Below are 13,637 nucleotides of genomic sequence, written 5' to 3' on the forward strand. Positions count from 1 at the left end.
TCCCGGACTTCGCGGTGGTCCCGGGCTTCGCTGTGGTCCCGGGCTTCGCTGTGGTCCCGGGCTTCGCGGTAGTCCCGGGCTTCGCTGTGGTCCCGGACTTCGCTGCGTTCCCGGACTTCACGGCATCCGCGGTCTTCGCCGCACCCCCGGACCTGTCGATCTCCGCGAGTTTCTCGGGCGACGCCGCATCCGCGGGCCGCACTGTCTCTCCGGGCTTCATCGCGCCTCCGGTTCGATATCCACGATCGTCACCGACACCTCGCCGACTGTGACGCCGGTCTGTTCGCGCACGACCCGCACCACGGCGTGTTGCACGGCGGTCCCGACGACTCCGACATGGCGTTCGGGACCGATCGACACATCGACGTGCACGCCAAGCCCGCCGTCCGGATCGCGACGAACCCGGGCGCCGTGCACCGAGGCGGCCTCGAATCCGGTCCACAGTTGCCTTCCGGCCCGGGTGAGTTCGCCGACCAGTCCGCGCAGGCCCACCTCGACCCGGGACACGCCGGGCACCGCCGCGGCCGCGTGCACGGCGACGGCCGCGACCACCTCGTCCGCGACGATGAGTTCGGACCTGGACTTTCGCGCGGTCATCGGACTCCGTCCTGATAGACGTCCACGATGGAGATGTCCAGGCGCCCGACCAGCAGCGCGGCCCGCGCGGACGCCGCCGCGGTGACCCGTTCGCGCACCAGCGGCACGAGCCCCTGCACACCCTGACTGTCGACCCGCACCGCGATGGTCATCGAAATATGAACGACGGTTTCCCCGTCCGGCCCGACGCCGACCTTGCGCAGTCGGCACCGCCGGGCCCGCACTCCATCCACGCTGTCGGCGGCGAACCGCAGCACCACCGCGACGGCCTGCTCGCTCACCCCGACCGCACCCGCGTGCGGGGTGGCCAGGCTCAGGGTCGCCCCGCGCCGCACCTCCGAGCGCACCGCGAACATGATGCGGCCGAACAGGTCCGGGGGCGCCGGATCGGGTTCGTCGATCAACTCCTGGGTCACCGCGCGCAGCGCGAACAGGCTTTCCCGGGCGGTGCGGCAGTGGGTGCAGCTCGCCTCGTGCGCGTCGGCCGAACCGTTCTGCACCGCCTCCAACCGGTCCCAGACTCGTTCGAGGCCGCGCCCGCAGGGCAGTTCGTAGTCCTGTTCGGTCTCTGTCACCGCCACGGTTTCATCACCTCTGCCAGTTGCGCTCGGGCCCGCGCGATCCGACCGCGAACAGCGGTGGGGTTCGTGCCGACGATCTCGCCGATCTCCTCGTAGGAGCGGCCGTGTACCTCGCGCAGCAGCCAGCAGGCGCGCTGTTCGGGGGTCAGTTCCTGCAGTGCCGCGGTCAGGGCCTCGAGCTGGCTGTTGACCTGGGCGGCATGTTCGGGTCGGGTGTCGGTGCGCGGGGATTCGGTGCTGTCGGGGTCGACGTCGGCCGGGATCTGGCGCGCCCGCAACACGTTCAGGCAGCGGTTGGTGGTCATGCGATAGAGCCACCCCGCGAAAGCGTTGTCGTCCTGGAGTTGGCCGATTCGCCGCCAGGCGGTCAGGAACGCCTCCTGCACGATGTCCTCGGCTTCGCTGCGGTCCGCCACCATGCGTGAGGCCAGGCGGAACATCGCGCCCTGATAGCGCAGGACTAGCTGCTCGTATGCCCGGACGTCTCCGTCCCGCACGCGATCGACCAGGGTGGCATCATCCAGCTCCACCGAAGCTGCCCCATCGGACACTTTCACAACACCTCCTCACCGCTACACACTGCAAGACATCGGTCAGCGGGAATCGTCACGAAGAAGTATGCGTGATCGTTGTCTCACAAATAGCTGAGTGACGATTAGGCTTGCCGGTGCGTCTGAAACAGGCACGACCACGATCGCCCCATCGATACGGAGGTTCGGATGTCTCTCAACGACAAGATCGACAACAAGGCCCAGGAACTCGGCGGCAAGGCCAAGGAGGCGGCCGGCAATGTGACGGGTGACGAGGACATGCGCGCCGAGGGCAAGGCCGATCAGATCGAAGCCGGCTTCGAGAAGGCCGTCGACGAGGTGAAGGACACCGTCAACGGAGCCGTGCAGGCCGTCAAGGACAAATTCGGCAAGAAGTAGCCGTCGGCATCAACGCGACATGTCCCGGTGCCACCTGTTCGGTGGTACCGGGACATTCGCGGTTCAAGGGTCTTCGACCGGCGACGCCCGGCGGTACGGCCCGGCGGCGGTGAGGTCAGACCAGCGGGTAGACGTACCGGCTCGTCGGGATCAGATCCAGATCCAGGTGCGCGCCGAACGACACGACGCTCTCCATCATTCGTGTGACCCGGCGCTGCAACTCCGCGTCGTCGCCGCCACTGCCGTAGAAGGCGTGCGGGCTGGTCATGGCGGCCATCGGGAAGAGCTCCTCGACCAGGGCATCGACCCGCTTGCCACCGGTGATCGGCTCACGCACGGTGTTCTGCACGTAGCCGAAGGTGTCCTGGGTTTCGATGGCGACCGTGGTGTGCAGGTCGTGCCAGCGATGCAGCCATTCCTCCCGGGTCAGATCCGCCGGAATACGCAGCAGCGCGATATTGGCCAGCGCCTCGGTGCGCACCCCGCTCGCCACCGGAGGCGGCACGATGGGCGTGCGCTCGTCCACGATCCAGCCGTCGATCTCGTCGGTGATCGGCGTCAGCGCGTCGGTGACGGAGGCGTGATCGCCCTCGGTCCGGACGCTGAGGATGGCCGCGATCGGCTCGTCATAGGTGGTATGGCGCATCTGCGAGGCCGCGACGTGCGCATCGCGCACGTTCACCTGCAGCTCGGTCGCTCCGATATCTGCCAGCCGCTGCCGCAGTTCGGCCCCGTGCAGTCGCTCGTCCAGACCATCGCCCCAGAGGGCGTACATCAGCTTCATACCCGAAGTCCTTGCCGCAGATCGTCATTGATCGGCTCACCGTAGCGTCAAGATCGCGCACCGACACCGATTCCACCGGGACTGTCCCGCCCACTGGACGAACGACCATCCAGGACCGGGAGATTCGGGCACCCGGCGCCGGGTGCGAGAACCTCAGCGAATCGAGCGGACCTCGGGGTCGGTGCCGGACTCGACGGCCTTGATCGCCTCGGGCAGCAGCTGGTCGAGGTGATACGGGTAGACCGTCTCGCCGGACTGATCCAGTTCGACGATATCGGCGGGCGTGCACCATTTGTCGCCGGTGATGGATCGGCGTTCGACGAAGGTGAGGTTCGCGGGCTTCGGCGCGAAATTGTCCACGCGCAGGACGAAGAACAGTTCCTCGGAGCGAATGAGCTCGCCGTTGAAGGGGAACACCGCCACGCGCCGCCACAGCGGTCCGCACAGCTGCGCGGGATCGACCGTGTGGCCGGTCTCCTCGTGCAGTTCGCGCACCGCGGCATCGCGCAGCGCTTCGCCCGGATCCACGCCGCCGCCGATGGTGAACCAGAATTCGACGTCGGGGACCTTCGGGTCGTGCCCGCGCAGCAGCAGCACGCGATCGTCCCGATCCAGCAGCACGATCCGGGCCGAGGTGCGCACGGTGTCGACCTCCAGACCCGTGGAGGCCGCGGGCGTCACCCGTTCGGAGATCTCGAAGTAGGTCGGCAGCGGCGCGGTGCCGCCGAGGTGCAGCACCCGCACCGCACGCCGGGTCCGCAGGGCGAGGGTGTCGCGGACGGCGTCGTTGTGGAAGCGCCGGGCGATCAGCACCCGGGCCTCGGCATCGGCCAGCTCGGCGACCAGCTGCGGCGGCAGTGCGGAGATCTCGACCGCGGAAAGCGCTGCGGCGAGCTGATTCTCGACCGTTTCGCGATCCTGCCAGTCCGCGCGTTCCGCGCGATCGGCCAGGGTGATCAGACGGCGGGACTGACCGACCTGCTCGGGGGCGGTGTGCAGCCGGGCCAGCAGTGCCGCGATCGTGCGGGCCACCACCGCGCGGCGCGCCAGGGCCGCGTCCAGCGCGAGCCGGGCCTGATCACTGCGCACGTGCAGGCGGTCCAGGCGATTGGCCGTGGTGTACGCCCACACGCCGAGCGTGATGATCAGCGCGGCGACGAGCGCGAGAACCAGAATGGTGGTCGCGGAGAAGGTGATCATCCGGCGGTCCTGACCGGAACGCCGCCGACGGTGACGGTTTCGTACACGCGCAGGATCTGCTCGGCCACCACCGGCCAGTCGTACTCTCCGACAACCTGATTGGCCGTGCGGACGAATTCCTCGCGGCGCTCGGTGTCCTCGAGCATGCCCGCGAGGGCCTCGCCCAGCCGCTCGGAATCCCCCACCGGGACCAGCATTCCGGCGGTGCCGTCGCGCAGCACGCGCCGGAAGGCGTCCAGATCGCTTGCCACCACCGCGGTTCCGGCGGCCATCGCTTCCACGAGCACGATGCCGAAGCTCTCCCCGCCGATGTTCGGTGCGCAGTACACGTCGGCGCTGCGCATGGCCGAGGCCTTCTCCGCATCGGTGACCTGGCCGAGAAAGCGCAGGTGCCCGGCATTCTCGCCCGCCTCACGGCGAAGGCGGTCCTCGTCGCCGCGGCCCACGATGAGCACCTCGACGTCCGGATGACGGCGCACCAGCTCCGGCAGCGCACCCAGCAGCACGTCCATGCCCTTGCGCGGTTCGTCGAAGCGGCCCAGGAACAGCACCGACCTGCCGGGGCGCGGATATCCCCGCAGCAGTGGGGCATGCGCGAAGGCGGGCACGTCCACACCGTTGGGAATCTCGACCGCGTCGCCGCCGAGCGCCTCGACCTGCCAGCGCCGGGCCAGTTCGCTCACCGCGATCCGCCCGCTGATCTTCTCGTGATAGGGGCGCAGCACACCCTGAAAAGTACTGAGCACCAAGGACTTCGTGGTGGACGTGTGGAAGGTCGCCACGATCGGGCCCTCCGCGATCTTCAACGCCAGCATCGACAGGCTCGGCGCGTTCGGCTCGTGGATGTGCAGCACGTCGAAATCGTTGTCCGCGATCCAGCGCCGGATCCGGGTATAGGCGGTGGGGCCGAAGGACAGTCGCGCCACCGAACCGTTGTAGGGGATCGCCACCGCCTTGCCCGCGGAGACCACGAAGTCCGGCAGCGGGGTGTCCTCGGCGGCGGGGGCGAGCACGCTCACCCGGTGCCCGCGTTCGATCAGCACCTGCGCGAGCTCCACGACATGCGACTGCACGCCGCCCGGAACATCGAACGAATACGGGCAGACCATGCCGATTCTCATAGCGTGCCGTCTCCCCCGCGCCCCTGCGAACCGATGTCTGTCACCGGATCCCCGTACCCCAGTGCTCGCTGCGCCGCGGCGATCCGCTCCAACCGCGCCGGCGAGAGGTCACTTTCCCACATGGGCTGCAGCATGTGCCAGTCCGCGGGATGCGCGGCGATGTTGGCGGCGAACCGATCCGCCAGCGCCTGGGTGGCGGGCTGCACGCCGACCGAGACGTCGATGTCCTCGTACACCTGCATGCCCCAGCGTTCGCGGCCCTGCTCGTCGACCTCGAACCAGCAGTGCACGGGCATCAGCGCCGCGCCCGAGTCGATGGCCAGCTTGATCGGACCGGCGGGCAACCAGGTCCGCTCGCCGAACATGGTGACCGGCACGCCCTTACCGGTGATGTCGCGCTCCCCCATCAGACACACGACCTTGTTCTGCCGCAACCGTTCCGCGAGCAGACCGAAGGGCGGCTGCTCACCGCCGGTCAGCGGGAACACCTCGAAGCCCAGGCTCTCGCGGAACTCCACGAAGCGCTCGAAGAGCGATTCGGGCTCGAGCCGCTCGGCGACCGTGGAGAAGGTGCCGTGATGCTGCACCAGAAACGTCCCGGCCATATCCCAGTTGCCCGAGTGCGGCAGCACGAACACCGCGCCGTTCCCGCGTTCGAGCACCGTGTCCAGATGTTCGATGCCGTTGACCCACAGCTGCTTTCCCAGCGCCACGTGATCCATGGTCGGCAGCCGGAACGCTTCGCGCCAGTAGCGGGCGTACGAGCGGATGCTCGCGCGGATCAGTTCGTCGGGCACCTGCTCGGGTGTCGTACCCAGCACTCGGGAGAGGTTGCGGCGCAACTGATTCGGCTTACCCCGGCGGGACGCGCGATTCATCCTGCGGGCCGCGACGTCCGCTCCCGCGTCGAACAGTCGCCGGGCCGCGCCCTCGGGCAGTGTGCGCACGAGCGCCCACCCTGCCGCGTAGGCCTTGTCGGTCATCGCGGATCTGAAGTCGGTACTCACCGCTGCGGTTCCTCCGGAGCCTTCGCCACGGGGGCGATGATGTCGCGCGCGCCGGGTGAACTGCGCACGGCCAGCACACGCTGGAACACGGTGATGGTGCTCAATACCGCCAGCACGTAGATGGCCACGTACACCGCGTAGGTGAGCCATTCGATCTCGAAATAGCCGCCGATGCCGGTGAAACCGGCGCCGACGAGCCCGATGACCAGCCGGTCGGGTCGTTCGATGATGCCGCCGTCCGCCGACAGGCCGCTGGCTTCCGCGCGCGCCTTGGCGTACGAGATGACCTGCGAGGTCACCAGCACCACCAGCGTCGCGGCGAACAGATGCCCCGAATGCGCGTGGTAGACCGCCCACCAGGCCAGACCGCCGAAGATCGCGCCGTCCGCGACCCGGTCGCAGGTGGCGTCCAGCACCGCACCGTATTTCGTGCCGCCGCCGCGCGCGCGGGCCATCGCGCCGTCCAGCATGTCGAACATGACGAAGAGCCAGATCACCATCGTTCCCCAGAACAGGTGATCGGTGGGGAACAGCGTCACCGCCGCGGCGATCGAGGCGGTGGTGCCGATGAGCGTCATCGCGTTCGGGGTGAGCCCCGTGCTCACCAGTGCTTTGCCCAGTGGCGCAGTCGCTTTGGCGAACGTCTCGCGACCGAAGAAGCTCAGCACGCTAGTCGCTTTCCTTCCATGATTTGCGGGGCACCCGCACCCGGTCGGCTACGGCGAGCCGGGCTGCGCAAGTGTGGCTCACCTACGCCTCCTTCCATGCCCCCGCCAGCAGAGCTCGGGTTTCCCGCAGCAGCTGCGGCATCACCTTCACCCCACCGACCACGGTGATGAAGTTCGCGTCCCCGCTCCAGCGGGGCACGATGTGCTGATGCAGATGGTCGGCGAGCGAACCGCCCGCCACGCCACCGAGATTGAGGCCGACATTGAAGCCCTCGGGCCGCGAGACCTGCTTCATCACCCGGATGGCCTGCTGGGTGAAGGCCATCAGCTCGGTGCTCTCCTCGAGCGTGAGGTCCTCCAGGTTCGCGACGCGGCGGTAGGGCACCACCATCATGTGGCCGGGGTTGTACGGGTACAGGTTCAGCACCGCGTACACCCACTGCCCGCGCGCGAGCACCAGCCCGTCCTCGTCCGACATCTGCGGGATGTCGGTGAAGGGATGGCCGGTCTTCTTCGGCGCATCCTCCTGCGGCACTTCACGATCGGCCGTCGCCCCGACGATGTAGGACATCCGGTAGGGGGTCCAGAGCCGCTGCAGGCGATCGGGTTCCCCCGCGCCGCAATCGATGATCTGCCCGGCCGAATCCTGTTGCCCGGCAGTCTCTTCGGCAATACCCCCCGGCCCCTGACCACTCATGCTGCATCTCCTTGGCATGCGTGGAGGCCCTCCGTGGTTACACAAGCTGCCGCCTCCGGCCCCTGACCACTCATGCCGTGGCCGATCGGATCTCGAAGCCCTCGGCGGTGGGCGAGGTGTTCTCGCGCCGCGCGACCCAGTCCCGGACGGTGGCGATGGCGTCGGCCACCGGCACGCCGTTGACCTGGGTGCCGTCCCGGAACCGGAAGCTCACCGCGTTCGCCTCCACATCGCGCGCACCGGCCAGCAGCATGAACGGGATCTTCTGCGCGGTCTGGTTGAAGATCTTCTTCTGCATGCGGTCGTCGCTGCGATCCACCTCGGCGCGGATGTCGTGCGAGAGCAGTTCCTCGATCACCGCGTCCAGATGCGGGGCGAAGTCCGCCGCGACCGGGATGCCGACCACCTGCACCGGCGCGAGCCAGGCCGGGAACGCACCCGCGTAGTGCTCGGTCAGCACACCGAAGAAGCGCTCGATGGAACCGAACAGCGCGCGGTGGATCATGACCGGGCGATGCTTCTGACCATCGGAGCCGGTGTACTCGAGCTCGAAGCGTTCGGGCAGGTTGAAGTCCAGCTGGATGGTGGACATCTGCCAGGTGCGACCCAGCGCGTCCTTGGCCTGCACGGAGATCTTGGGTCCGTAGAAGGCCGCGCCGCCCGGATCGGGCACCAGGTCCAGACCGGAGTCGGTGGCCACCTTGCGCAGGGTTTCGGTGGCCTCCTCCCACAGCTCGTCCGATCCGACGAACTTCTTCGGATCCTTGGTCGAGAGTTCGAGGTAGAAATCGTCCAGGCCGTAGTCGCGCAGCAGGCTGAGCACGAATTGCAGGGTGCTGGTCAGCTCCGCGTGCATCTGCTCCTTGGTGCAGTAGATGTGCGCGTCGTCCTGGGTCATGCCGCGCACACGGGTCAAACCGTGTACGACACCGGACTTCTCGTAGCGGTACACCGAACCGAACTCGAACATGCGCAGCGGCAGTTCCCGGTAGGACCGGCCGCGCGAACGGAAGATCAGGTTGTGCATCGGGCAGTTCATCGGCTTGACGTAGTAGTCCTGGCCGGGCTTGCGGACCGTGCCGTCCTCGTTGAGTTCGGCGTCCAGGTGCATGGCCGGGAACATGCCCTCGCGGTACCAGTCCAGGTGGCCCGAGACCTCGAAGAGGTGGCCCTTGGTGATGTGCGGGGTGTTGACGAACTCGTACCCCGCGGCCACGTGGCGACGGCGCGAGTAGTCCTCGAGCTCCTTGCGGATGATGCCGCCCTTGGGGTGGAACACCGGCAGGCCCGAGCCCAGCTCGTCCGGGAAGGAGAACAGGTCCAGCTCGAGACCGAGCTTGCGGTGATCGCGCTTCTCGGCCTCTTCCAGCAGACGCAGGTATTCGTCCTGTGCCTCCTGCGATTCCCACGCGGTGCCGTAGATGCGCTGCAGATCCTCGCGGCTCTGATCACCGCGCCAGTAGGCGGCGGAGCTGCGGGTCAGCTTGAAGGCGGGAATGTACTTGGTGGTCGGGATGTGCGGGCCGCGACACAGGTCGCCCCACAGGGTCTCGCCGCTGCGCGGGTCCAGGTTGTCGTAGATGGTCAGCTCGTTCGGTTGCAGGTCGCTGCCGCCGACCTCCATGATCTCCGGATCGTCGATACCCGACTTGTCGGTGATCAGCTCCAGCTTGAACGGCTCCTTGGCCAGTTCGACCCGGGCCTCCTCGACGTCGACCACGCGACGCGAAAAGCGCTGCGCGCCTTTGACGATCTTCTTCATCCGGGATTCGAGCTTGGTCAGATCCTCGGGAGTGAAGGGGCGCTGCACCTGGAAGTCGTAGTAGAAGCCGTCCTTGATGAAGGGGCCGATGCCCAGCTTCGCCTCGGGGAACTCCTGCTGCACGGCCTGGGCCAGCACGTGGGCGGCCGAGTGCCGGATCACGCTGCGGCCGTCCTCGGAGTCGGCGGTGACCGCCTCGACCTCGACGTCGACCTCGGGGATCCAGGACAGGTCCTTGAGGTTGCCCTCACCGTCGCGCACGACGATGACGGCTTCGGGACCCTTGTTCGGCAGTTCTGCCTCGCGCACCGCGGCCCCGGCCGTAGTCCCGGCCGGCACCCGGACGAGGGCGGCTGGGGTCCTTGCGGCTGAGGTGGTCACGGCTGTGCGCTCCTTGGCAATCTGGCGGCGGACCGCTCGGTCCGGCCGTTCGTGTCGGGCAGTGCTGGGGTGGACGCGCGGGGAGAGGTCCCCGCGATCACAGCCGGTCACGCTCGCCATACTTCGCGAAACGCTTTGCTCCGGCGCGCACCATGCTATCGGCATGGGGGTGGCCGCGTGCCGATGGACCGGCCCCGCCGCGCCGCCGTCGGGGGCGACCCTCCGGACCTGCCCCCGCCGACTCGGTTCTACCTCGGGTTATGCGGAAATCGCCCAGATCGCGGCACGCGAGACCAGCGGGCTGGCGCGGCCGGAATCGACGCGCACCGTGCGGCCGATCCGGTCAGCCCCGCGTCGCCAGCTCGTACAGCAACTTCTCCCGCTGCGCCGCAGGCCGTTTCGGGCAGCTCGTGCACATCTCCGATCCGGGCACCTCGAACACCAGGCAGCAGGAGATCCGGCGCACGAACGTCCGCGACCCGATATCGCTGAATCGCGGAACCGGCAGTCGCCCGGCGACCTCGTGCGCCAGCCGCGCGGCCGCGTCCTGATCTCCGGCGTCCAGCGCCCGGTTCCCGATGGCGTCCGCGACGATCGCCCACAGCGACGGCACGCTCGCCCCCGACACCTGTGCGACCACCGGAATCACCCGTGAGAGCGAGACCCGCAGCCGATGCCCGATCGAGCATCCGTGCTCGTCCGGCGCAGCGCCGCAGCACGAATCGGCCCCCGGTCCCGCACCCGCGCCGGGCGTGCTCGGCCGCTCGCCCGCGCCCGCCCACTCGCCCACCGTGACGTCGGCGGCGATATCCCCGAGGATCGAACCGGCCATCTCGAGATCGTCGAACTCGCCGATCCCCGGAACGGGAAACACCCTCTCGATCCCGCCGTCGGGCCGAATCTCGCACGCGATGTGCTCGAGCGCGGGATCCATGGCCGCACTGCCGGTCGCGAACGCCTCGACGATCGGCGCGATCAGCGACGACGCCGCCATGCACCACCACAGCGTCCCCGACACCCGTGCGTCCCCGGTGCCCCAGGAGATCCCCATCTCCGAGATCCGGTCCTCGAGCCATCGCGGGTCCAGCAGCTCGGTGCCCGGCACCGCTGCCCTCGACACAGGGGGCTGCGCAACCATTTCCATCCGACTCCGATCCAGCCGCCGATACCCGGGGCTATACCTCCACGATGTCACGATCTTCGCCACAGCGCGCCACTGCCTCGGCTCGCCGCCGCTCTCCCGCCCCGCGCACGCGGACATCAGATTAGGCGGCGCCGAACCAGACGTACCGCAGGCGCGCCCGGAATCGGCCGGACCACCGGAGGGCGGCAGGACGCCTCCGCCAACAGGCAAGCAGCGCAGAAGATTTCACTTCGAGACCAACGCCTCGCAGATCGAGTCCATCCCGCGGCGGACCCCGACATTCCGCGGATCGGGCGACCCGGTCCACCACTCACCCGAGCGTGGTCGGCGACATCGCGAACAGCGCGGCGTTCGACACCTGGGCCCGCACAGAACACCCGGCCCGGCACACGCGAACGTGCAGGCGCTCGCGAGGAGGCGCCTGCACGTTCGAGTCACTCGGCGGTGAGTCCGGTGGTGTCTTCCGATCGGACGGGGCCGGGATGCGCGGAGTCGGCTCCGCGCACCCCGGGCCGGTCAGTTGAGGACGGTCGCCAAGGCCGATAGGTCGGCGTCGGCGATCTCGGAAATGCCCTCGGCGGTCACCTCGATGACGCGCGCGGTGCCGATGTCGAAGAACAGACCCGACACGCTGATCCCGCGGCGCCGCACCGCATCCCGAACCACCGGATGCGCGCGCAGGGTGCCCAGCTGGACGGCGATATTGACCATGCTGAGCTGGTCGGTGACGCCGAACCCGGCGGCCGCGGCGGCCTGGGCGACCGGATGATGCCCGAGCGTGAAACGCTCGAGGCTGGGCCGGCCGTGTGCGAGCCACGCGCCCAGTCCCGCTCCCGTGGGCGCACCCGCCAGCAGGGCTTTCATTGCGCCGCACGAGGAATGGCCGCAGACCACCACGTGATCGACCGCCAGCTCCTCGATCGCGAACGCCAGCGCGGCCTCGATGGAACTGTCACGTCCGTTGGCGGGGACCAGGTTTCCGACATTGCGCACCGTGAACAGATCACCGGGTCCGGTATTGGTGATCACGTTCGGCACGATGCGCGAATCGGCGCACGTGATGAACAGCGAGTGCGGATTCTGCCCGTCTCGCAGCTCGTCCAGATGCGGGCGAACCACGTGGGCGTTGCGGCGATGGTAGGTCGCCACGCCCTGGGTGACCGGGTTGCGGCTCTCCCCGTCCTGACCGGGACTCTCGCCGTCCTGCTCGGGGCGAAGCACCTCGTCCAGCAGGCCGCGAGCCCGCCCGCGCACCGGCGGACCGGTCAGCGAGTCGGCCATCGAGGCGGTGCCGAGTTCCACGAACTCGACTGTGCCGCCCGTGCTTTCGTGCTGACGCGCCCAGTCGTGAATGGCCTCGTAGGCGGCGTGGTCCAGGAAGTCCACGCTCATCTCGATCAGCGCGGTGACGCCCTCGGGCACCTTGGCCAGCTCCGAGGACAGCTTGGGCAGCGCCAGGAAGGTGCAGGTGCCGTCGATGCTGACCAGCCAGCGATCGGTACCGACCGGGGCGGCCGACACCGCGACGCGCACCACGCGCCACAGCAGCAGCGCGAAGGCCAGCAGCAGACCGATCAGCACGCCCTCGAGCAGGTTCAGGAACACCACGCCGAGCACCGTGACCGTGTACACCGCGATATCGCCGGTGCGGCGGGCGAGCCGGATGTGCGCCAGCTTCACCAGCTGGATGCCGATCACGATCAGCAGACCGGCGAGCGCGGACTTGGGAATCTGCTCCACCACGGCCACCAGGGCCACGGCGAACACCAGCAGCCAGATTCCGTGCAGGAACGCCGACGCGCGAGAGCGCGCCCCCGCTTGCACATTGGTGGCGCTGCGCACGATGACGCCGGTGACCGGCAGACCGCCGAGCAGGCCGGAGGTCATATTGGCCGCGCCCTGTGCGACGAGTTCGCGATCGAAATCGGTGCGCGGGCCGGTGTGCATCTTGTCGACGGCGACCGCCGAGAGCAGGCTCTCGACGCTGGCGATCAGTGCGATGGTGAGCACGGCCAGTGCGACCGCTCCCCAGTTTCCGCTGGGCATCTGCGGGAGACCGATCGCGTCGAACAGCGAGCCGCTCAACACGATTCGCTCCGGATTGCCGGGCAGCACGAGTGAGAGCACGGTGCCGATGACGACCGCGACCAGCGGCCCGGGCAGCATCTTGAACCTGCCGGGCACGTACTTCCAGCTCAGCATGATGGCGATCACGACCAAGCCGATGGCGAAGTCGTCGCCGTGCAGGCTCAGCAATTCGCTGGGCAGCTGCACGAGATTCTGGAACGCACTGCTGCGCGATGCTCCCCCGAGCAGGACGTGCAGCTGTTGCAGGGCGATGGTGATACCGATGCCGGCCAGCATCGCGTGCACGACCACGGGTGCGATGGCCAGGGCCGCGCGGGCGATTCGACTCAGACCGAACAGGATCTGCAGAATGCCGGCGGCGACGGTGATGAAACAGGCTGTCTTCCAGCCGAACTGGTTGATCGTCTCGGCGACGACCACGGTCAGGCCGGCTGCGGGACCGCTGACCTGTAGCGGCGAACCGCCGATCAGGCCCACCACGACGCCGCCCACGACGGCGGCGATGAGTCCCGCGGCGATCGGGGCGCCGGAGGCGACCGCGATGCCGAGGGACAGTGGTAGTGCGACCAGGAAGACCACAATGGATGCGGGCAGATCATGGCGCAGCACGGTGTTGAGCCGGCCGCTGGGTCTGCCTGGCGGTGAATCGGTGTCGATCGACATGGCGCTCCTTCTCCG

General features: G+C 68.4%; 13 protein-coding genes. 1 reads left to right on the top strand and 12 read right to left on the bottom strand.

Features of this window, described 5'->3' with window-relative positions:
* Positions 1-216: 216 nt before the first annotated feature.
* Genes NJ1_RS08670 through NJ1_RS08680 form a run of 3 tightly spaced genes read right to left on the bottom strand, consistent with a single transcriptional unit; the run spans position 217 to position 1,735 of the window.
* Complete coding sequence (locus NJ1_RS08670; protein ID WP_067689986.1) at positions 217-597, bottom strand: Asp23/Gls24 family envelope stress response protein; 381 nt, start codon at positions 595-597, stop codon at positions 217-219.
* Entirely contained in the window at positions 594-1,178 is a 585-nt protein-coding gene (locus NJ1_RS08675) for a hypothetical protein (RefSeq protein ID WP_067689989.1), read from the bottom strand. Before NJ1_RS08675 ends, NJ1_RS08670 begins: the two co-directional genes overlap by 4 nt.
* Positions 1,169-1,735 (bottom strand): RNA polymerase sigma factor, encoded by a 567-nt coding sequence (locus tag NJ1_RS08680; RefSeq protein ID WP_245717291.1) that lies wholly within the window; start codon positions 1,733-1,735, stop codon positions 1,169-1,171. The genes NJ1_RS08675 and NJ1_RS08680 overlap by 10 nt, the downstream gene beginning before the upstream one ends.
* A gap of 162 nt (positions 1,736-1,897) precedes the next feature.
* On the opposite strand from NJ1_RS08680, the gene NJ1_RS08685 reads away from it, so the two are divergent.
* Positions 1,898-2,107 carry a CsbD family protein gene (locus tag NJ1_RS08685; protein ID WP_067689992.1) on the top strand — a complete coding sequence of 70 codons (210 nt, stop codon included), beginning with the start codon at positions 1,898-1,900 and terminating at the stop codon, positions 2,105-2,107.
* A 115-nt stretch (positions 2,108-2,222) separates the two neighbouring features.
* Here NJ1_RS08685 and NJ1_RS08690 read toward each other — a convergent pair whose 3' ends face one another.
* The 9 genes from NJ1_RS08690 to NJ1_RS08730 form a co-directional block, all read right to left on the bottom strand.
* On the bottom strand, positions 2,223-2,891 hold the full coding sequence (locus NJ1_RS08690) for a hypothetical protein (protein ID WP_067689995.1): 669 nt from the start codon (positions 2,889-2,891) through the stop codon (positions 2,223-2,225).
* A 153-nt stretch (positions 2,892-3,044) separates the two neighbouring features.
* On the bottom strand, positions 3,045-4,088 hold the full coding sequence (locus NJ1_RS08695) for an NUDIX hydrolase (RefSeq protein WP_067690207.1): 1,044 nt from the start codon (positions 4,086-4,088) through the stop codon (positions 3,045-3,047).
* Positions 4,088-5,212 carry a glycosyltransferase family 4 protein gene (locus tag NJ1_RS08700; protein WP_067689998.1) on the bottom strand — a complete coding sequence of 375 codons (1,125 nt, stop codon included), beginning with the start codon at positions 5,210-5,212 and terminating at the stop codon, positions 4,088-4,090. The genes NJ1_RS08695 and NJ1_RS08700 overlap by 1 nt, the downstream gene beginning before the upstream one ends.
* Entirely contained in the window at positions 5,209-6,195 is a 987-nt protein-coding gene (locus NJ1_RS08705; protein WP_084477904.1) for a phosphatidylinositol mannoside acyltransferase, read from the bottom strand. The genes NJ1_RS08700 and NJ1_RS08705 overlap by 4 nt, the downstream gene beginning before the upstream one ends.
* Positions 6,196-6,215: 20 nt before the next feature.
* Positions 6,216-6,887: a phosphatidylinositol phosphate synthase gene (gene pgsA / locus NJ1_RS08710; RefSeq protein WP_067690001.1), complete on the bottom strand. Its 672-nt coding sequence runs from the start codon at positions 6,885-6,887 to the stop codon at positions 6,216-6,218.
* A gap of 82 nt (positions 6,888-6,969) precedes the next feature.
* Positions 6,970-7,584 (bottom strand): ATP adenylyltransferase, encoded by a 615-nt coding sequence (locus tag NJ1_RS08715; RefSeq protein ID WP_067690004.1) that lies wholly within the window; start codon positions 7,582-7,584, stop codon positions 6,970-6,972.
* A gap of 70 nt (positions 7,585-7,654) precedes the next feature.
* Positions 7,655-9,727, bottom strand: coding sequence for a threonine--tRNA ligase (gene thrS, locus NJ1_RS08720; RefSeq protein WP_067690209.1), 2,073 nt, complete (start codon positions 9,725-9,727; stop codon positions 7,655-7,657).
* 343 nt (positions 9,728-10,070) lie between these two features.
* Positions 10,071-10,847 (bottom strand): (2Fe-2S)-binding protein, encoded by a 777-nt coding sequence (locus NJ1_RS08725; protein ID WP_245717292.1) that lies wholly within the window; start codon positions 10,845-10,847, stop codon positions 10,071-10,073.
* 540 nt (positions 10,848-11,387) lie between these two features.
* Complete coding sequence (locus NJ1_RS08730) at positions 11,388-13,622, bottom strand: SulP family inorganic anion transporter (RefSeq protein ID WP_067690010.1); 2,235 nt, start codon at positions 13,620-13,622, stop codon at positions 11,388-11,390.
* Positions 13,623-13,637 lie beyond the last annotated feature (15 nt).

It is taken from the genome of Nocardia jejuensis NBRC 103114 (genome assembly GCF_001613145.1).
Lineage (GTDB): Bacteria > Actinomycetota > Actinomycetes > Mycobacteriales > Mycobacteriaceae > Nocardia > Nocardia jejuensis.